Genomic DNA, 20040 nt, shown 5'->3' on the forward strand with positions numbered 1-20040 from the left:
CTTTCTTGCTGCAGCGGTTCAGTAAACGTCCCGCTGGTATCGTTTTTCTGTTCGAAGTGCTTTCATATAATCGGACGCTTCCTCAGAAGAAAGGTTCCCTTCCGATTCCATAATAGCTGTAAGTGTCCGATCCACATCCTTCGCCATTCGGGATTCATCGCCGCATACGTATACATACGCTCCTTCTTGAAGCCAGCGGAACACTTCCTGCCGCTGATCCCACAAACGGTCCTGCACGTATATTTTCTCCGCAGTATCCCTCGAGAAAGCGACATCCATCCGGGTGAGCAGGCCCTCTTTTTTCCAGCGCTGCCACTCCGTCTGATAAAGGAAATCGGTAACGAAGTGTTGCTCTCCAAAAAAGAGCCAGTTCTCTCCCTCGTCCTCCCTTTCTTCGCGTTCTTCGAGAAATGCACGGTACGGAGCTACGCCGGTTCCGGCTCCGATCATGATGATCTTTGAATCTCCTGATTCCGGCAAGCGGAAATTACGGTTTTTTTGGACAAAGACTGGTAGCGTATTCCCTGCGTCTGCCCGCTCTGCACATTGTACCGAGCAGACGCCGTTGCGCTGACGACCGTTCGCTTCATAGCGCAGAGCTCCGATTGTCAGGTGGACTTCATTCGGATTCGCTGCACTGCTGCTGGCAATGGAATACAGACGGGCCGGTAATTTACGAAGGATTGAAAGGAATTCTTCAGCCGGTACGTCCCACGGTCCGAAATCACGGACAAAATCCAGTAAGTCGCGGCCGTATATATAGGATTTCAATGCCTCCGTGTCTTTGATGAGCGCTTTCAGGTCCTCGTTATCCGTCAAGGTAGAGGATTTTTCAAGCAGCGGCTTCGTCAGCACCGTCGTTTCGTAGACGGACAGGAGCGCTTCACGCACCGAACGGATTTCTCCATCTTTGGTTATAGTGACCGATGCTTTCCCGTCCCAGCCCATTTCCTGGATCAGTTCATCCGTAAGCTTCTCCTCATTTTCCGGTAAAATGCCGATACTGTCGCCCGGCTCATAGTCAAGTCCCGATCCTTCTAAATCCAGCTCGATGTGGCGGGTTTCCTTGTTGGATCCACGCCCGTTCAGGTTGATATTCTGGAGTATCTCCGCCCGGAACGGATTCGCTTTGGAGTAGACGGGCCAGACCGCTGTTTCCTTCGCCTTCGCCACACCTTCAGCCTGAGCGGAGGGACTCTGTTCCTCGAGCTTTTCCAGCACCCCTTCCTTCCATGTTTCTGCCGCTTCTTCAAAGTCGAGATCGCAGTCTATCCTTTCATATAAGCGCTCTGCGCCGAGCTCTTCTAGCCTCGCATCGATGTCTTTTCCTGTCTGGCAGAAGAACTCATACGAACTATCTCCAAGAGCAAGTACGGAGTACCGCATGTCTTTCAATTCCGGTGCGCGTTTACTGAAGAGAAATTCATAAAAGGTCATAGCATTATCCGGCGGGTCTCCGTCTCCGTGCGTACTCGTCACCAAGAGCAGATCCTCCGTTTTCTTCAGGTTCTTCGGTTTGAAATCATCCATGGAAGAGACTGTGACCTGAAAGTCTTTTTCCTTCAGGTTCTTTGATAATTGCTCTGCAAGTTCTTCACAGTTCCCGGTATGGGAGCCGTACAGAACCGTGATCGACCGCTGCTTTGCTTCTGCTTTCGTTTTTTCGACTTCTCCTCCTGATTGCGTGGGCAGTGTCTTCGGTGCAAGAGCCGGGGCACTCGCCAGGTAACCACTGAGCCAGATTTTCTGATTTTCCGTCATCGAAGACAGCAGCTGATTAAGAAGATCTGCCTGCTTTTCATTGAACGGGCTGTTCATCACTTCAAGTTGCACCGTCTCCACCTCCTGTTTGTCTTGCATGTTTCTCTTCCCCCTTGTCATTTATCGCATCAAAGTAGCGGGCCATATCTACAACCATCGCTCCCATTTTCTGATTTTCCGGGTACAGTATTTCCTGTACACCGAAATTTCTGAGTTCCTCTGCCGTGACCTTTCCTGTGGCGACCGCTTTCACTCTATTATTCAGTGAATGGACAAGCCGGTCGTCCGCTTCTTCTTCGAACAAATTTCTTACCTGCGTTTTGCTGGTGAACAGGACAGCCTGGACTTCAGCATTCGTTACTCTTTCGACTAACGTTTTCCTGACATCTTTTGAAGGTCGTTTGTATTCATAAGGACGGGAAAGGTACACGTAGGAAAAAAACTTCCCGAATGATTCTTTCCATGAGGCATCATCAACACTGTATGCCTGTAGAAAGGCTCTTCCCTGTTCTTTTTCAAGCTTTTCCACCAGCCCTTTCATCGTCCCATCTTCAGAGACGACTTCAGCTGTAAGTTCATGTTCAATGAGCCACCGGAGCGCCTTTTTACCTCGGATCGCGAGCTTCGCATTCTGCAATTTTGCAAGGAAGGCATCAAGTATCCCTTCTTGCTGTGCTGCATTTTCGAGAGTTCGCACACCGATTCCTGTCGTTAGAATGATCCATTCGAAATCTTCTTCCAACAAAATGTGCACGTCTCTGATACTTCGCTTTTCATGCAGCTGCTGTTCTCCCTGGATGGGCGTATATACAGGAGTGCCACCAAAATTTTTAATGAGAGCTCCCAATTCTTTGCTACGCCTGTCAGCCGCTATTGCTATTCTTTTTCCATTCAAACTGTTCACTCGATCCCCTCCAACCTTGCGACCATAAGAGCCTGCTCTTTTTCCTCTCCACAGTCTTCATCGAGCAGTTTGTTGATTGCTTCTTTCTTCTTTTCCTCTGACAGACCGGATGTTTTAATTTTCGTTCGGCAAACATGCAAAAAGTCGAGGTAAGCCGCATAATCTTCGTCATACTCTTCTTCGAGACGGTTCTTGATACGCGCAGCAAGAGCCGGACTCGCCCCGCCGGTAGATACGGCAATGGACAGTCGGCCGCGGGAGAAGTGAGCAGGGAAGTGTATATTCCCGGCATCTGCCTCTCCGGAAATATTTACAAGCGGCACATTCTCTCCGGCTTTCTTCACTTCTTCATCCACATGCCGGTTACCGGTAGCGGCTATTAAGAGAAAAGCCCCTTCTATATCACTTCGCTCAAACGTTCTTCGTTTCCAATGAAAACGTTCTTCTCCTGCCAGATGGCCCAGGCCCGGCGTTATTTCAGGACTCACTATCGTAATCGAAGCTTCTGCGTCCAGAAGTTTTTTCGCCCGTTTTTCAGCGACAGTACCTCCTCCGACAATGACGACCCGCTTTCCCTTCATGTTAACGGTGAGCGGCAAATGACTCATGGTCTGTATCCTCCTTCATCAAGGGAGTGTACGGTTCTTTTTCCAAAGATTCCTGAACCCGTTGCCGAAGGAGTTCGATGATGAAGTGGTGGTTATCGAGGTAATGAGCTGTGTGGACATTACAACCTTTCTCTTTCAAAATCCCCACTTCCTTTTCAATGTGCCGGATCAGTCTGCCGGTAAACCAGAGACAGGGGAGTACGATGAGACCTTCTGGATGCTTTTTAACTGCGTCCGCCAGTCCCTGTTCAAACGTCGGTTCCAGAACAGCAAGGTAGCAAACCTCTCCATGCCTGCTTCCGGTTTTCGCTACAAGGTGTTCCCTGATCGTTTCCATCACCTGTTCCGTTGCCGGATTCGTGCTTCCTCTTGCTACAAGGAGAAATGCATCCGTTGATCCTTTTTCGCTAAGCCTGTCGGAGAGTGCATCAATTAAAGCCCCCTGTACACCTAGAGGTTCTCCGTATGTAAAAGTGACATCCGGATATTTCTTCTGAAGGTTCTCCAGTTCATCCGGAATATCTGAATAATAGTGACCGGCACTGAACAGAAGCAGCGGAACAATAGCTATCCGCTTTGCACCTTCCGCTATCAGTTTCCCTGCCCCTTCTTCTATGCCTGGAGAAGCGATTTCCAAGTAGCACAGCCTGTGAAGCGCAACATCAATACCCTTGTGTGCTTCTTCCACGACCCGCTCCACTTCAGCCTTCGTCTCCTCAACCCGACTTCCGTGACTGACATATAGTACTCCCTGCATCTTATCCTGAGACCTCCATTTCTTTCGCTTCTGTGGGCTTTTCGAACCACTGGATGGTTTCCCTGCAGCGGACCACCTCTCCGACGACTATAATGGCCGGATTTTTTATGTGTTCCGCCTTTTCTACAATCGTGTCGAGTTCTCCTGTAACCGTCTCCTGCCATTCCGTCGTTCCCCAACCGACCAGCGCAATCGGCGTCGTTACCGGTTTTCCATGACGGATCAGCCTTTCACATATATCCGGCAGTTTCCTGACGCCCATGTAAATGCAGAGAGTATCCATACTTTTCACGACATGCTCCCAGTACACTTCATCCTCCATTCCGAGTTTGCTTACGCCTGAGATAAATGCAACAGAAGAACTGTGTTCTCTATGAGTTACTGGAATTCCCGCGTAAGCCGGAGCTGCAATACCTGCGGTGATGCCTGGTACGACTTCAAAAGGGATACCGCGTGCGGCCAGCACTTCCGCTTCTTCCCCGCCACGTCCAAATACGAATGGATCGCCGCCTTTCAGCCTGGTGACTGTCAGCCCCTGCGCCTGGAAATCGCAAAGCAGTGTGTTAATCTCTTCCTGGGTTAATGAATGGTGATCCGGACTCTTACCGCAGTAGACAAGACGGGTGTCGCTACCTGCTTCTTCCAGCAGATCCTGATTCACGAGCCGATCGTACAAAATCACGTCTGCCTGCCGGATCGCCTTTAATCCTTTAATAGTGATAAGGTCCGCATCTCCTGGACCTGCACCTACGATATAGACTTTACTCATTTCTCCACTCTCCTTTATCACGATTGACCACCTGTATGGAGTCCACACTCCGTTTTCTCCATCCCTTTCCATCTGCCATCACGACCACCACTTTCTGCTTTAAATGTACATGGAATGCATCCGATACTCGGATACCCTTCATCATGCAAATCATTGTAATTCAACCCATTTAGTCGGATATAAGACCAGACGTCATCCCATGTCCAGTAAATAAGGGGGCATACCTTTATCGATTGGAAACGTTCATCTTTGTTAACGAAATTCGTATTGCTTCGACTGAGCGACTGCTCCCGTCTCAGTCCAGAAACCCACGCCTCTGCTCCATCAAGAGCTTCTTCAAGAGGTTTAATTTTACGGATGAAGCAGCACTGATCAGGATTTCTTTTCCATAGAGCGGAACCGTGTTCCTCTGCTTGTTCTTCAAGTGTCAGGGCCGGCTTTTTCATTTCTATTTGAAGCGCCGGGTATCTCTGCTTCACTTTTTCGATAAGGTCATATGTCTCCTTAAAATGAATACCGGTATCGAGAAATACGATTTTTGCATCCTTTTTCACTTTTGCAATCAGATCGATGAGTACGATTCCCTCCGCTCCAAAACTGCAGGCATACGTAATAGAGTCATACTCTTTGTAAGCCCATCTGAGGACCTCAAGAGCACCTTTCGTCTGATCATCAGCGTTTAGATTACTGAACGGATCTCCAGTGAAATTATCATAGGTAACAGCTGTATTAGTCATAGTCGACTCCTTTCTACGGATATAGAAAAACCTCTCTTCCAAATAAGAAGAGGGGTTTAGAAATCATTCATCCCACTCTCTTATCTTTTCTGGAATTGGCATTGTCTCTTTGTGAGCCGCTGCCGAATCTTCGTAGGGCCAAGCCCCCCACCTCTCTTGATAAGATATAGCTTCAAAAATTTATAAAACCGATAATTCTTAGTGTTTTAGTATGTTTTAACCACGATAACATGAGTCACCTGATCATACAACCAAAAATTTGAAAAATTCTAAATTAAATAAATAGTAATAAAATCGTTTTCCAGCCTTAGACTTTTTGATGCCTTTAAAACGTGGATCTTTTATAAATTCTTCTAAAAACCGTTTAGATATTTTACAGCGTATGCTCATGGTAGCAACATTGACTATAAAAACCCCTTCACTTACAAGTTGCTGTTGGACAAAAATACTTGCACAGCAAAACCAACTATTTGAAGGAAGGTGAAGAGTTAATTTAACAAACGTACGTGTAGTTGGAGCTGGATATTAACACAATTAAGTAATATGTCAAAGAGAAAATTGAGGGAATGGCTTTTCTGCAACTCAGGTTAAAAAATCTTATCTATGCTTCTGGAATATTTACAATTCACTTAGGAACTATGTTTTTAACTGCTGTACAGAAAGTAAAAGAGTAATTATAACTAAGTTAAAGACTGTTTCAGAGGTGCAAAGATATAATGGTCCTTTAAACATTTCCAAGCGACTTATGTTAATATGATGTAGCGTAAAATATCACCCTTAGGAGTGAACAGAGTGGATAAGAAAGATGTAGCAAATATTCGCAAACAATTAAAAACAGATAATGATCTGCTCAGAATTTCAGATATCTTTAATGTGTATATTATGAAGGAATCAACAGATATTTATCATTACCAGCGACAGCCATTTGAAATGCTGGACAGTGATCAGCAGGAACTGTTTATGAATAATTTTAAAAAAGTACTGACGGGTCAAATGAATGAGAAATTATTTGAGCTAAAATTTAAGCGTGATGCTGAAAACAGCAGTCAGCTGATTTTACATAAAGGATTGCTTGGAGAAGGTGAAGACTGGCAGGAACAGATGCTTCAGATGACCGAGAAAATGATTCAGAACCCTTTTGAAAAGGATATTGTCATTACATTTATCCGTGGTGAATACATGAAGCCGACTAAAAAAAGAAGTGAAGCGTCTGAAGAAAGCAGTCGTGATACAGTCTACTCCCATCCGTTTACACTGTGTACTGTCAATAAAACTGAAGAGCCAAAAAAAGAAATTCAGTTTGATTATATCGAAAAAGAATTTAAATATAAGGTCGAAGTCGATCCGGTTATCGACCTGAAAAATCCAATGACCGGCTTTCTATTCCCGTGTATTACAAATCACGCTTCTGATGTGAATCATGTATTATACGCAGCGCCAAAAGCAAATGAACCGGATTTTCATTTTATCGAAGAGGTACTGAACGGTGAAGAAATCATGACTGCGCAGGAAGATAAAGCAGTATTTGAAGAAGTGATTAAAAGCGTCGTCGGTGACCGCCTTTCCCCTTCTACGCTTGCAAAAGTATATAGTGAAATTAACACGACAATTGAAGAGAACGAAGAGGACGAGCCGCCAAAGCTTGATTATAAGGATGTTGAACGCGTGCTGACGAACAGTGGTGAAAAAGTTGAAGGAGATAAGATAAAAGAAGCCTTCCAGCTGATCACTGATGATGAATCGTACGAATTAAAAGCCGGCAGCATTGTACCGAAATACAAAACGAAGTCGATTAAAATCCAGACCATGATCGCAAATATTTCCATCAGCCCGCAGGATCTGCAATACGTCAGACAGGTCAATTATAAAGGAAAGAGATGTATTATGATTGAGATTGAGGAAGATGCAGAGATTGACGGGTTTAAGATGCTGCCTGAAGCATTTGGAGAAGAATAATGTTAGAGAATTGAAAAATCCCGCCAGTAAAGCGGGATTTTTTTATCTTTTCTTTAAAGGTGTTACAGCAGGTCCTTCGAGTACGGCTCCGTCAAATGAGAATCTCGAACCGTGACACGGGCAGTCCCATGAGCGTTCATCCTGATTCCATGCGCATTCACAGCCCATATGCGTACATGTAATATCGACTTTATGAAGTTTACCTTCTTCATCACGATAGGCTCCGGTTTTACCGCTGTTATCCTTAATGATTCCGCCTTCCCCACTTAAGATATCATCCTCTGTTTTGCCAGGACTTTTCAGTTTTCCTTTTACAAGTTCAGCCCCGACATTGGCATTTTCGCTGACAAATGTGCCAATAGATGATGATACATCGTGATCAGCCGGATTGAAAAGATCCTGAAAACGATTATGTTTATGTGTAATTAAATCCCTGATAATATGTGCAGCTGCAGTTCCGCCTGTCATGCCCCATTTTCTAAAACCGGTCGCAATATAAATGTGGTCATGATGACCTGTCACAAGTCCGGCATAAGGGATCCCGCTCACTGTATATAAATCCTGTGAGGACCATCTGTATTTAAAGTCTGTTACACCGAATTTTGCTTTAGCGAACGATTCCAGCCGCTGATACCTGCTGCCTTCAACATCATTTTGACCTGTCTTGTGACCTTCTCCTCCGATGATCAGAAGCTTTTTACCATCTTTATAGGGAGTCGTTCTGATCGATTTTGTCGGGTTTTCCGCGCTGATATACATACCTTCTGCAAAAGTATCATCAACGATCGCCGCTGATGTATAAGAACGTTCAGGCTTGAGCCTTGAGAAATAGAGCCCTTTAAAATCAACAAAAGGAAAGTGAGTTGCTGCAATCAATTTTTTTGCTTTGATTACATACCCATCTTCTGTATTAGCTTCTACCCCATTGCTGTGTTCATCAGCATCGAGTAATCTGGTTTTTTCATAAATTTTTCCACCGAGCTTGATATATTCATTCAGCAGCGCTTTTAAATATTTAACCGGATGGAATTGAAACTGATTCGGCATTTTTAATACCGCCGCTGCTCCGATATCATAAGGCATTTCATCTGTGAATTCCCCCTCTATGCCAAGCGTCTGATAAGCTTTCCACTCCTTTTCAAGCTGTTCAGGCTGATCTATTGTGTAGATGCCTGCTTCCTGGATACTAAAATCACAGTCAATCTCATGCTCACTGATTTGCTGCTTCATCCAGTTCATTGCTTCTGTATTTGCGTCGTAATAAAGCTTCGCCTTTTCCTTTCCATGCTGAGAAAGAAATTGATCATATACCATCCCATGCTGTGCAGTCACTTTTGCCGTTGTATATCCTGTCGTGCCCTGGAAGACCCGGTTTGCATCTGCAATGGTTACTTTAAATCCTTCTTTCACGAGTAACAGTCCTGCTGTGATGCCGGCGATACCGGCTCCTGCAATCAGAATATCTGTTTCATGGTTATCAGTCAGTTTTTCTGCATCAGGCACGCCGTCTTCGAGCCAGTATGACTGGTTAATAATATATTGATCGATAAATGATTCTCCCATTTTAAAAAACCTCCTTAACTCAATAGTACTAACATTTCCTTCCACTGGGTTTTTTAAACAAAGTTCATTGTAAAACGCTGACCTTCCAGTGGAGGACAGCTAAGTGTATCTTTTAAACATTAAAATGGAATTAAAAAAGCACCCGATTAAATCGGATGCTTTTAAGGATTATGCGTATTGAATCATAAAGTATTTTTTCTTACCTCGGCGGATGATGGTGAATTCGTTGTCGAGTCTGACTGAGTCGTCAAGGTCGAAGCCAAGGTCCTGTACTCTCTCGCCATTAATGTAGACAGCGCCATTTGTTACATCTTCGCGCGCCTGGCGTTTTGAAGATGAAATTTTCGCATCAACAAGAACTTCAACCAGGTTAACAGATTGACCTTCTTCAACTTTATGTGTCGGCACATCTTTGAACCCTTCACGGATCTCTGAGCTGCTGAGTGACTTCAGGTCACCGCTGAATAGTGCTGCAGTAATTCTCTTAGCCTGATCAAGCGCATCTTCACCGTGAATCATTTTTGTCATTTCTTCAGCCAATGCTTTTTGGGCTGCACGCAGATGCGGTTCTTCCTGCACGGCTTTTTCAAGTCCTTCGATTGTGTCTTTATCAAGGAAAGTGAAGAACTTCAGGTATTTTATCACGTCAGCATCTGTAGTGTTGATCCAGAACTGGTAAAACTCATAAGGTGATGTCTTTTTAGCATCAAGCCATACTGCGCCGCCTTCTGTCTTACCGAACTTGGTACCGTCTGCTTTTGTGACGAGCGGGATCGTCATACCGAATGCCTTTGCATCTTCATCGTTCATTTTACGGATCATCTCAAGACCGGTTGTAATATTCCCCCACTGGTCACTGCCGCCTATCTGCAGCTTGCAGTTGAACTCTTTGTATAAATGATTAAAGTCCATCGCCTGAAGAATTGTATAAGTGAATTCCGTGTATGAGATACCTGTTTCAAGACGTGAAGATATCGTGTCTTTTGCAAGCATGTAGTTCACACCGATATGTTTTCCGTAATCACGCAGGAATGTAATCATGTCAATTTGACCGATCCAGTCCATGTTGTTTACCATAATTGCTTTATTGTCACCTTCAGCAGTGTAGAGTTTTTCAAGCTGCTTCTTAATGGCTTCAACATTATATTCAACCTGTTCACGTGTCTGAAGCTGACGTTCTTCTTTCTTTCCGCTCGGATCTCCGATTTGACCTGTCGCTCCTCCTACCAGTACGACCGGACGGTGACCGTGTTCCTGAAATCTCTTCATTGTTAGAAACGGCAGCAGGTGACCGATATGCAGACTGTCTGCTGTCGGGTCAGCACCGCAGTATAGTGATACTGATTCCTTTTCAAGCAGTTCCTTCATACCAGCTTCATCTGTCTGCTGATAAATAATGCCACGCCACTGTAAATCCTGTAATAAGTCCATGTTGTTTCCTCCTTCAGTCAATTCGGTCAAACAAAAAACACGCATAAAAATATCCCTTGCAATTTATGCAGGGACGCTTCTATGCGTGGTACCACCCAGCTTAAGAAGAGATGCACTCTTCCTCACTTCATTGATATAACGGATCGCTCCGGTTTCCCAGCTAAGGGAGAACTGCTCCAAGAATGTAATTCGATCACCTGCCGTAGCGGTTTGCAGCAACCACCGCTTCTCTAATTGTACGGATCAGGATCTCTACTTCGTTCTTTTCGATGCATTTACATATGTGTTTTAATAAAGATAGTTTTAGCACAAATAAATTTCATCTGTCAAGTCATTGTTTCACTCTCTTAATCTCTTTAAATTTACATTTCAGCTGTATAAAATATGTTATAATCGTAAGGATGCTGCAAGGAGGATGATCTATATTGTCAGACCAAAATAAATCATTTCGTGAGCGGATCGCCGGGCTGAGCGAAGCCTCAAACCGGATCGGATTGCCACGGAAACTGCACACGTCGTACCAGGTTTTCTGGAATTTACTATTATTACTTTTAATTTTTATCGTAATAGGTGCTGCATTTGCCGGTGGCGTCGGTGCAGGATACTTTGCTTCTCTTGTAAAAGATGAAGAGGTTCAGTCACAAGAGTCACTTGAACAAAATATTTATAACTATACCGAAACATCAGATCTGTATTTTGCAAATGATGTTTATCTTGGAAAGATCAGAACGGATCTTGAAAGAGAAGAAGTCGCACTTGAAGATGTTTCACCACTGCTCATTGATGCAGTAATTGCAACTGAAGATGAGTATTTTATGGAGCACGAGGGTGTTGTACCAAAAGCAATCATGCGTGCGATTTTCCAGGAAGTCACAAACGCTGCCAATCAGACTGGTGGTAGTACATTAACACAGCAGCTGATTAAAAATCAGGTGCTGACAAACGAGGTTTCATTTGACCGTAAAGCAAAAGAGATTCTGCTTGCTTTAAGGGTTGAAAGATTCTTTGAAAAAGATGATATCTTAGAAGCTTATCTGAATGTCGCTGATATGGGAAGAAATGCTTCCGGCCGAAATATTGCCGGGGTTCAGACGGCTGCACTGGGACTGTTTGGTGTGAATGCGAGCGAATTAACATTACCGCAGGCTGCTTTTATCGCCGGGCTGCCACAGGCACCGTTTGGCTATACGCCATTCACAAATGGTGGAGAGTTAAAGGACGAGGAAGCTCTGCAACCTGGTAAAGATCGTAAAATAGAAGTGCTTTCGAGAATGCTCAGAGATGGTGCGATTACACAGGAAGAACACGATGAGGCAGTTGCATACGATCTGACACAGGATTTTGTGGAACCAAGCTCAGGCGCACTTGAACGTTATCCTTATGTGACAGAAGAGTTAGAGCGACGTGCAGAGGATATTCTGAAGTATATGCTTGCTGAAAAAGATGGTTATTCTGAAGCTCAGGTTGATGCCAGTCAGACACTCTCAGAAAAATATTCTGTTTTAGCTGCAAGAGATATGCGTCAAAACGGTTATCAGATTCACTCTACGATTGACAAAGAAGTTTATGACAAGATGGAAGAAGTTAAGAATAATTACTCACGTTTTGATGGTGAAAGAGAAGGCGAAGAATGGGACGCAGAAGAAGGCCGCTTTGTCCCTGTGATGGAACAGGAACAGGTCGGTACGGTCCTAATGGAAAATGCGACCGGGAAGATTATCAGCTTTACCGGCGGGCGTGATCATGAAAGAAACAGCCTAAATCACGCAACACAGTCTTATAGATCGAGTGGTTCAACGATTAAACCATTGGCTGTGTACGCTCCAGCCATTGAATATGGTTTGATTGGGGCAGGTTCTCCATTAGCTGACGTTGCGTTTACAGGCCCTGACGGATGGCAACCTGCTAACTATGTAGTTGGAAGAGAATATGGATTAATTCCAGCAAGAACAGCACTTGCTGCTTCTCATAACCTTTCTGCTGCACGCCTTTATGGAAGAATGTTGCAGTCAGGCTATACTCCGGGAGAATTTCTTGAAGTGATTGATCCACAGGGAATTGATGATGTTGAATATAGTTACCCTGCATTTTCTCTCGGTGGTATGCAAAAAGGTATCACAGTTGAAGAAAACGTTTCTGCCTATGCTGCAATTGCGAACTATGGTCAGTACAATGAACCTTATATGATCGCAAAAATAATAGATAGAAATGGTAACGTTATATTTGAACATGAGGCTGAATCAAAAGAAATGTTCTCTCCTGCCGCTTCGTACGTAACACTTGATATGATGAGAGATACCTTAACATCTATCGGGTCAGGACGAAGTGCACCGGGATATCTGAACTTTTCAACTGACTGGGCTGGCAAATCCGGAACATCCCAGGAAACAAGAGACAACTGGTTTATTGCTTCCAACCCTGAAGTTACATTTGGATTGTGGCTCGGCTATGATACCCCTAAAACGTTAAGAGATCAGAGTTCAGTCCGCGCCATTAACCTCTGGGCATTCATGATGAACGGAGTAAATGAAATCAGAACGGAAATGATTGATCCGGAATACAGCTTCCAGCAGCCTGAGGGTGTTGTGAACCGTTCATTCTGTTCATTTACAGGATTACCTGCAGGTCAGGCTTGTTCAGCTGCAGGACTTGTCACTTCTGATTTGTTTACAACTGCATGGAGTCCTTCTGGTGAAGATGCCGGACTTGAAACTTCTAAATACGTAACAAGAAATGGTCAGCGTTACATTGCACTTGATTCAACACCGGATGAATTTTCATCCACCGGTGCGATTTTAAGCCCTGATTTTGCGGAAACAATGTTATACCCTTATGGCGGAGATGCTTCTAAATTATTCCCTGAGAATAACAGCTTTTTCGATAACATGCTTGTTGCTGATAACACATTAAATGATGATGGATCAAATCCATCACCTGTTACAGCAAGCGTATCTGGCACAACGCTCAGCTGGACAAATTCAGGCAGCGGAGATGTGATTGGATACCGGATTTATTCAGGGTCAAGAGTTGTTACCATCAGTCAGTATGATGATGATAATTCCAGAACACTTCCTGCCGGTACTTATGAAGTCGTGGCAGTTGATGTAGCAGGTAAAGAGTCTGCAAGATCAAATGAAGTGAGAATTGGCGCTGAACCTGACCCTGAACCTGCTGAGCCTGCTGAACCGGAAGATAACAATGATGGAAACAGTGGAAATGCAGGGAATGGTAACGGAAACGGAAATAGTAATGGCAATAGTAATGGTAATGGTAACGGCGGTGGCAATGGTGGCGGAAGTACACCTCCTGCCGAGGAAGAACCTCCGGCTGAAGAGGAACCTGAAGAGGAACCACCTGCCGAAGAAGAGCCTCCTGCTGAGGAGGAACCATCTGAAGAAGAACCTCCGGCTGATGAAGATCCAGACGAAGGTGACGAAGGCTAGACAACAAATTAACCAGGATTGCATCAGCAATCCTGGTTTTTTCGTATAAAAAAATCCGTCCTGATTACAGAACGGATTTTCACTCTATTAATCTTCCATTGTGGATAAATCGCCTGTTGGCAGATCAAGCTCCCACGCCTTTAATACGCGGCGCATAATCTTACCACTTCTTGTCTTAGGCAGCTTATCCTTAAACTCAATCTCTCTTGGTGCTGCGTGCGCTGAAAGACCTTTTTTCACATGCTGTCTAATTTCTTCCTTCAGTTCATCACTTGCCTCATATCCTTCACGAAGTGCAATAAACGCTTTAATAATTTCACCGCGCACTGGGTCTGGTTTTCCGATAACGCCGGCTTCAGCGATCGCAGGGTGCTCTACAAGCTTACTTTCCACTTCGAACGGTCCTACACGCTCACCTGAAGTCATAATGACATCATCAATTCTGCCCTGGAACCAGAAGTATCCATCTTCATCCTGATAAGCAGAATCCCCTGATACATACCAGTCACCCGGCATGAAATAAGATTCGTACTTTTCTTTGTTATTCCAGATGGTATTCATCATGGATGGCCAGCCTTTTTTAAGCGCCAGGTTCCCCATGCGGTTAGGTGGCAGTTCGTTCCCCTGATCATCTACAATGGCTGCTTCTACGCCTGGGACCGGCTTACCCATTGACCCCGGACGGATTTCCATTGCAGGATAATTACAGATCATCTGTCCACCTGTTTCAGTCATCCACCACGTATCATGAATACGGTGATTAAACACCTTCATCCCCCATCTGATCACTTCCGGGTTAAGCGGCTCTCCTACGCTCAGTACATGACGTAGGTTGGAAAGATCGTATTTTTTAACCAGATCATCCCCTGCTCCCATTAACATACGGAATGCTGTCGGAGCACTGTACCACACTGTGACTTCATAGTCTTCAAGCGTCTGGTACCATGCCTCAGGGCTGAAGCGACCGCCTACTATCACAGAGGTTGTCCCAGTAAGCCACGGTCCGAAGATACCGTAAGATGTTCCTGTTACCCAGCCCGGGTCAGCAGTACACCAGTAAATATCATTGTCTTTCAGGTCAAGGACCCATCTGGCAGTCTGATAATGCTGCAGCATCGCACGCTGGACATGCAGCACACCTTTTGGCTTGCCTGTTGAACCTGATGTATAATGCAGAATCAAACCATCATCCTGTTCGAGCCACTCAATGTCAAATGAACGGGAAGCCTCACTAAAATGCTGATTGAAGTCGATATATTTGCCTGCTTCAGTCACGTTGTCGCCAACGACGATCACATGCTTCAGGTTAGGCAGTTCATCCACCGGAATTCTCTCAAGCAGTTCAGGTGTCGTGATGATTGCTTTTGCATCGCTATCTTCAAGACGGTCTCTGACTGCTCCTTCCATAAATGCTTCAAAGAGCGGGCCGACAATGGCACCGATCTTCAGGGTGCCAAGCAGCGCAAAATACAGTTCAGGAGATCTCGGCATAAAGATAAATACTCTGTCTCCTTTTTCAATATCCGCCTGGCTTTTCAGCACATTTGCTGCTTTATTCGTCATTTCTTTCATTTCTCTGAACGTATATTTCTCGTTGCGGTTCGCATCGCGGTAATACAATGCGATTTTGTTCTTTTTATCCCCTTCAGCATGACGGTCGATTGCTTCATACGCCATATTGATCTTGCCTGTATGATGCCATGAAAATTCCTTTTCTACCTCACTCCAGTCGAATGATTCAACTGCAGATTCATAGTTTTGAAGATTGTAGTCTCCTTTAACTGCTGGTAGCGCTTCCAATTTCATATTATCTTCCCCCTATGTACAAGTTCTTTTACAGTATAGTACACTTCCACTATTATCTCAATTTTTTTAATATTCCGTTTTACAAATTCTGCTTTCTCAAATAAGCAATAACCATTTCTCTTCTGCTTTTTGTTGAAAGCGCTTTTAACAATAGGGTATGCTGTATAATAGGACTACTATGAAATGTGGGTGACAGTAAATGGACCATCCGAAACTTTACAATGCAAAAGAACTGAAAACAGCAAAAGGTGCGATTATGATCGAGGGACCTGTATCAAAGGATCAACTCGCATCAATGGAATTTCACGAAGACCTCGTTGCGTTCAGGATACCTGAGCAGCAGCATAAAGCACTGATTGAAATCGCAGGATTACCTGAAGGCAGAATTATTATTGCAAGAGATCATAATACAATTGTTGGTTATGTAACTTACCTTTATCCGGACCCGCTCGAAAGATGGTCTCAGGGGAAAATGGATAATCTGATTGAACTTGGCGCTATTGAAGTGATTCCGAAATACCGGGGGGCTTCTGTAGGTAAAAATTTACTCAGGGTTTCAATGATGGATGATGCAATGGAAGATTATATTGTGATCACAACTGAATATTACTGGCACTGGGATTTAAAAGGAACCGGTCTTAACGTGTGGGACTACCGAAAAGTAATGGAGAAAATGATGAATGCCGGCGGGCTTGAATATTATGCAACTGATGATCCTGAAATCAGCTCTCATCCAGCAAACTGTCTGATGGCCCGGATTGGTAAACGTGTGGACCCTGAATCTATTCAGAAATTCGATCAGCTCAGATTCATGAATCGATTTATGTATTAGGAGGAATGACCAGTGATCATTGAAGACATGATGGTGCGTGATGTACATACACTTGCGCCTGACGCTACTTTAAGTGAAGCAATTGAATTAATGAGCAATGAAAAAGTTCGGCACCTTCCTGTAACCGACGTGACCGGAAAAGTTGTTGGCATCATTACCGATAGAGATATAAAAGAATTCTCACCCTCCCCTTTTCAGACAGCAGAGAGCAAAGGGCTTTTTGAAACAAAGCTGCTTGATATTATGACCACACCAGTCATAACAGGCCACCCGCTTGATTTTGTTGAAGAGGTAGCTGTTACATTTATGGAGGAAAGAATCGGATGCCTGCCCATTGTCAGTGAAGATCAATTGGTCGGAATGATTACGGAAACAGATATTCTTCATACGCTTGTTCAATTAACCGGGGCAACACAACCCGGCTCCCAGATCGAGGTAAAGGTACCAAATAAACAGGGTATGCTGTATGAGGTTGCAGGTATTATCCGTAAAAACCATTCCAATATTCATTCAGTGCTGGTCTATCCAGACCGGCACGATGAAAAGTATAAAGTGTTAGTATTCCGCGTACAAACAATGAATCCAATGTCCGTCATTGAAGATTTACGCGAAGAAGGGCATGAAGTTTTATGGCCAAACCTTCCAAGTTCTCCACTGTAGAAAAAGACGCAGTTTTTATCTATTCCGATGATCTATTAAACTATCGTTTTTCTGAAGATCATCCCTTTAATCAGAAAAGACTGCAGCTGACGCTTGATTTGTTAAAATTTTCAGGGGCTATTTCTGATTCGGACATTATCCCGCCCCGATTAGCAACTGATGAAGAGCTCGCACTGGTGCATGATGCATCTTATATTGAAGCGGTCAAACAGGCTGGTAAAGGTGAGCTGCCGAGAGAAAAGGCAGAGAACTTTGGACTTGGTACGGAGGATACACCCATTTTCAAGGATATGCACGGAGCAAGCGCCATACTGGTCGGTGGTACTCTGACCGCCGTTGACATGGTCATGGAAGGGAAGGCGCTGCATGCACTGAACCTTGGCGGCGGATTGCATCACGGATTCAGAGGAAAGGCTTCAGGATTTTGCATATACAATGACAGCTCAGTGGCGATCCGTTATATGCAGGAAAAATACAATGCCAGAGTATTATATGTTGATACTGATGCCCATCATGGTGACGGTGTACAGTGGTCGTTTTATGATGACCCCACCTCCTGTACGTTATCATTGCACGAAACCGGGCGATACCTGTTCCCTGGCACGGGTGCTGTAAATGAGCGCGGACACGGGAAAGGTTATGGCTGTGCGTTTAATATTCCATTGGATGCTTTTACAGAGGATGATTCTTTTCTTGCAGCGTATGAGCGTTCTTTCAGAGAAGTCATTGAGTTCTTTAAGCCGGATGTGATCCTGACCCAGAATGGTGCAGATGCACACTGCCTTGACCCGCTGACTCATCTGTCTTCCACGATGAGAATATATGAAGAAATTCCTAAACTTGCTCATGAATTGGCACACGAGTACTGCGGAGGTAAATGGATTGCTGTAGGTGGTGGCGGATATGACATCTGGCGTGTCGTGCCGAGGGCCTGGTCACGGGTCTGGATGGAAATGAGCGGCAATTATCCTGATTCAGGAGACCTTCCTGAAGAATGGATTGAAAAGTGGCAGAATGCTTCACCAGTTCCATTAATCAAAACATGGCGTGATCCTGAAGGCGTTTATAAAGCTATACCACGTAAAAAAGAAATTACCGAAAAAAATGCCCAGTCAGTAGAAAAAGCATTATATCCGCTCCAGAAATCGAAAAACCAGGGATAAGCTCCCTGGTTTTTCATTGTGATTCATTTTCATTCAGATATTGATTCAAAATGACAATTTCCACTCTTCTGTTCATCGCCCAGCCTTTGGGACTATCGTTTTCAGCGACAGGTCTTGTATCACCGTATCCGACCGCTGCAAAACGTTCTGAGCTGATCTCATATCTTTCCTGCATGTATCTCACCACGCTGCTTGCTCTGGCACCTGAGAGCTCCCAGTTCGAAGGATAAACAGCTGTCTGAATCGGACGGTTATCTGTATGCCCCTCTATCCGGACAAAGTTAGGAATGTCTTCAAGCAGATTTCCTACCTCCTGAAGCACCGGCTCTGCTTCAGTAAGCAGTTCTGCACGGCCTGAGTCAAATAGTACCTGCTCCTGCAGTGTGATCACAACGCCACGGTCCGTCTGGGAAGCTGTAACCTGATCAGTCAGGTCATTCTCAAGCAGGAATGAATTGATATCCTGATAGAGCGTCTGAAGCTCCTGATCCTCTCTGATCTCTTCTTCAAGCCACTCCTCATCAAATGGAATGACTGTATCTGACTGATCAAAGACCCCCTGGTTTCTAAAAGACTGGGAAATGGAATCGAATTTTTCACTATCAACCTGTGAGATGGAAAATAATAAAATAAAGAATACGAGAATCAGCATCATAAAATCTGCAAAAGTAACGATCCATTTAGGCGTATTATTTTCAGAAGGACTGACTGAAATAAATCGTTTACGCCTTGCCATCGGACTTTGCCTCTTTTAAATAGGGAATGACCCGGTCAGATTCAGAAAGGTAGACAGATAGCTGCTCCTCAAGTACTCTCGGGTTCTGACCATGATGAACACCGATGACACCGTCGATCATTGCCTGTTTCATAAAGATTTCTTTTTCTGTTTTCTGTGCAAGCTTACTTGCAATCGGATGAAACACCAGGTTAGCAAGAAGTACGCCATAAAAAGTCGTAAGTAATGCAATCGCCATATTCGGTCCGATTGCTGAAGGGTCATTTAACTCCTGCAGCATTAGTACAAGACCAATCAGCGTACCAAGCATTCCCCAGGCCGGTGCATAATCTCCAGCTTTTTCAATCATTCTTCTATTGCGCTTATGTCTTTCTTCGAGTGATTGAATTTCAGCTTCAAGGATCTCGGTAATCGTGTCACTTTCCACTCCATCAATCGCAAGGTATACTCCTTTTTTCATAAAAGGGTCTTTAATATCCTCAAGCTCTCTTTCAAGCGAAAGCAGCCCTTCTCTCCTGGCGATTTCAGCAAGCCTGATAAAGAGACTGACTACTTCTTTGACGTCAGCCGGCTGCTGTTTAAAAGCCTGAAACATGACAATCAGGATTCTCTTTAATTCGTTTACAGGAAATGTGACTGTCAATGCAGCAAGTACGCCTCCAATCACAATCAAGAGAGACGGCAGGTGAAAGAAGAATGAAAATCCATCTGACCCGCTGTTCCATAAAATCGCTCCGGCAATTAATAGTATCCCCGCTATAACGCCAACCGGTGTTAAAGCATCAAAACGTTTCATTGTCTAAACTCCCCATCATTTTAATAAAAGCCAGCCGGGAAACCCCCGACCGGCTCGAATGTACATTTTCTCTATTATATATATCGACTGATAGTAAATGATTGTTAAGGGTGAATCT

The 20040-nt window shown here is 44.4% G+C and carries 16 protein-coding genes, 1 riboswitch and 1 other annotated feature; of the genes, 5 read left to right on the forward strand and 11 right to left on the reverse strand.

The features are described 5' to 3' along the window. Positions 1-18: 18 nt before the first annotated feature. The 6 genes from LG330_RS12595 to LG330_RS12620 are packed head-to-tail and all read right to left on the reverse strand — an operon-like array spanning position 19 to position 5536. Complete coding sequence (locus LG330_RS12595; RefSeq protein ID WP_404409596.1) at positions 19-1833, reverse strand: assimilatory sulfite reductase (NADPH) flavoprotein subunit; 1815 nt, start codon at positions 1831-1833, stop codon at positions 19-21. After that, complete coding sequence (locus tag LG330_RS12600; protein ID WP_404404351.1) at positions 1823-2665, reverse strand: uroporphyrinogen-III synthase; 843 nt, start codon at positions 2663-2665, stop codon at positions 1823-1825. Before LG330_RS12600 ends, LG330_RS12595 begins: the two co-directional genes overlap by 11 nt. Next, positions 2662-3273 (reverse strand): NAD(P)-binding protein, encoded by a 612-nt coding sequence (locus LG330_RS12605; protein WP_404404353.1) that lies wholly within the window; start codon positions 3271-3273, stop codon positions 2662-2664. The genes LG330_RS12600 and LG330_RS12605 overlap by 4 nt, the downstream gene beginning before the upstream one ends. Further along, positions 3248-4030, reverse strand: a complete 783-nt coding sequence (locus tag LG330_RS12610) for a sirohydrochlorin chelatase (RefSeq protein WP_404404355.1) — start codon at positions 4028-4030, stop codon at positions 3248-3250. The genes LG330_RS12605 and LG330_RS12610 overlap by 26 nt, the downstream gene beginning before the upstream one ends. Before the next feature lies 1 nt (position 4031). Then, positions 4032-4799, reverse strand: a complete 768-nt coding sequence (gene cobA / locus LG330_RS12615) for a uroporphyrinogen-III C-methyltransferase (RefSeq protein WP_404404357.1) — start codon at positions 4797-4799, stop codon at positions 4032-4034. 17 nt (positions 4800-4816) lie between these two features. Then, positions 4817-5536 carry a phosphoadenylyl-sulfate reductase gene (locus LG330_RS12620; RefSeq protein WP_404404359.1) on the reverse strand — a complete coding sequence of 240 codons (720 nt, stop codon included), beginning with the start codon at positions 5534-5536 and terminating at the stop codon, positions 4817-4819. Between the two features lie 77 nt (positions 5537-5613). Beyond that, positions 5614-5702: riboswitch (SAM riboswitch) on the reverse strand. 626 nt (positions 5703-6328) lie between these two features. Between LG330_RS12620 and LG330_RS12625 the strand changes: the two genes are divergently transcribed. After that, positions 6329-7492 carry a DUF4317 domain-containing protein gene (locus LG330_RS12625; protein ID WP_404404361.1) on the forward strand — a complete coding sequence of 388 codons (1164 nt, stop codon included), beginning with the start codon at positions 6329-6331 and terminating at the stop codon, positions 7490-7492. A 42-nt stretch (positions 7493-7534) separates the two neighbouring features. Here the strand turns inward: LG330_RS12625 and LG330_RS12630 are convergent, their stop codons facing one another. Both LG330_RS12630 and tyrS read right to left on the reverse strand, forming a co-directional pair. After that, positions 7535-9055 (reverse strand): FAD-dependent oxidoreductase, encoded by a 1521-nt coding sequence (locus tag LG330_RS12630; RefSeq protein ID WP_404404363.1) that lies wholly within the window; start codon positions 9053-9055, stop codon positions 7535-7537. Positions 9056-9223: 168 nt separating this feature from the next. Then, entirely contained in the window at positions 9224-10486 is a 1263-nt protein-coding gene (tyrS, locus tag LG330_RS12635; RefSeq protein WP_404404365.1) for a tyrosine--tRNA ligase, read from the reverse strand. A gap of 66 nt (positions 10487-10552) precedes the next feature. Next, positions 10553-10765 (reverse strand) — a binding site (T-box leader). Between the two features lie 146 nt (positions 10766-10911). Between tyrS and LG330_RS12640 the strand changes: the two genes are divergently transcribed. Further along, the gene (locus tag LG330_RS12640) at positions 10912-13929 is read left to right on the forward strand and encodes a transglycosylase domain-containing protein (RefSeq protein ID WP_404404367.1); all 3018 of its coding nucleotides are present in this window, start codon (positions 10912-10914) and stop codon (positions 13927-13929) included. 87 nt (positions 13930-14016) lie between these two features. On the opposite strand, the gene acsA is transcribed toward LG330_RS12640, so the two are convergent. Then, positions 14017-15735, reverse strand: a complete 1719-nt coding sequence (gene acsA / locus LG330_RS12645) for an acetate--CoA ligase (protein WP_404404369.1) — start codon at positions 15733-15735, stop codon at positions 14017-14019. A 199-nt stretch (positions 15736-15934) separates the two neighbouring features. Here acsA and LG330_RS12650 point away from each other — a divergent pair, with 199 nt between their 5' ends. The 3 genes from LG330_RS12650 to LG330_RS12660 are packed head-to-tail and all read left to right on the forward strand — an operon-like array spanning position 15935 to position 18390. Further along, positions 15935-16567: a GNAT family N-acetyltransferase gene (locus LG330_RS12650; protein WP_404404371.1), complete on the forward strand. Its 633-nt coding sequence runs from the start codon at positions 15935-15937 to the stop codon at positions 16565-16567. A 12-nt stretch (positions 16568-16579) separates the two neighbouring features. Beyond that, positions 16580-17227: an acetoin utilization AcuB family protein gene (locus tag LG330_RS12655; RefSeq protein WP_404404373.1), complete on the forward strand. Its 648-nt coding sequence runs from the start codon at positions 16580-16582 to the stop codon at positions 17225-17227. Next, the gene (locus LG330_RS12660; protein ID WP_404404375.1) at positions 17197-18390 is read left to right on the forward strand and encodes an acetoin utilization protein AcuC; all 1194 of its coding nucleotides are present in this window, start codon (positions 17197-17199) and stop codon (positions 18388-18390) included. Before LG330_RS12655 ends, LG330_RS12660 begins: the two co-directional genes overlap by 31 nt. Before the next feature lie 13 nt (positions 18391-18403). On the opposite strand, the gene motS is transcribed toward LG330_RS12660, so the two are convergent. Then, positions 18404-19126 carry a flagellar motor protein MotS gene (motS, locus tag LG330_RS12665; RefSeq protein ID WP_404404377.1) on the reverse strand — a complete coding sequence of 241 codons (723 nt, stop codon included), beginning with the start codon at positions 19124-19126 and terminating at the stop codon, positions 18404-18406. Continuing rightward, positions 19113-19922, reverse strand: a complete 810-nt coding sequence (locus LG330_RS12670; RefSeq protein WP_404404379.1) for a MotA/TolQ/ExbB proton channel family protein — start codon at positions 19920-19922, stop codon at positions 19113-19115. Before LG330_RS12670 ends, motS begins: the two co-directional genes overlap by 14 nt. Between the last annotated feature and the right edge of the window lie 118 nt (positions 19923-20040).

Origin of the sequence: Jeotgalibacillus malaysiensis, assembly GCF_044789845.1 — a bacterium.
Taxonomy (GTDB): domain Bacteria; phylum Bacillota; class Bacilli; order Bacillales; family Jeotgalibacillaceae; genus Jeotgalibacillus; species Jeotgalibacillus malaysiensis_A.

Coding starts and splice junctions, on each gene's coding strand:
- LG330_RS12630 (WP_404404363.1), bottom strand. CDS start 9,055: ATGGGAGAATCATTTATCGATCAATATATTATTAACCAGTCATACTGG.
- motS (WP_404404377.1), bottom strand. CDS start 19,126: ATGGCAAGGCGTAAACGATTTATTTCAGTCAGTCCTTCTGAAAATAAT.
- LG330_RS12610 (WP_404404355.1), bottom strand. CDS start 4,030: ATGCAGGGAGTACTATATGTCAGTCACGGAAGTCGGGTTGAGGAGACG.
- LG330_RS12620 (WP_404404359.1), bottom strand. CDS start 5,536: ATGACTAATACAGCTGTTACCTATGATAATTTCACTGGAGATCCGTTC.
- LG330_RS12650 (WP_404404371.1), top strand. CDS start 15,935: ATGGACCATCCGAAACTTTACAATGCAAAAGAACTGAAAACAGCAAAA.
- LG330_RS12670 (WP_404404379.1), bottom strand. CDS start 19,922: ATGAAACGTTTTGATGCTTTAACACCGGTTGGCGTTATAGCGGGGATA.
- acsA (WP_404404369.1), bottom strand. CDS start 15,735: ATGAAATTGGAAGCGCTACCAGCAGTTAAAGGAGACTACAATCTTCAA.
- tyrS (WP_404404365.1), bottom strand. CDS start 10,486: ATGGACTTATTACAGGATTTACAGTGGCGTGGCATTATTTATCAGCAG.
- LG330_RS12660 (WP_404404375.1), top strand. CDS start 17,197: ATGGCCAAACCTTCCAAGTTCTCCACTGTAGAAAAAGACGCAGTTTTT.
- cobA (WP_404404357.1), bottom strand. CDS start 4,799: ATGAGTAAAGTCTATATCGTAGGTGCAGGTCCAGGAGATGCGGACCTT.
- LG330_RS12605 (WP_404404353.1), bottom strand. CDS start 3,273: ATGAGTCATTTGCCGCTCACCGTTAACATGAAGGGAAAGCGGGTCGTC.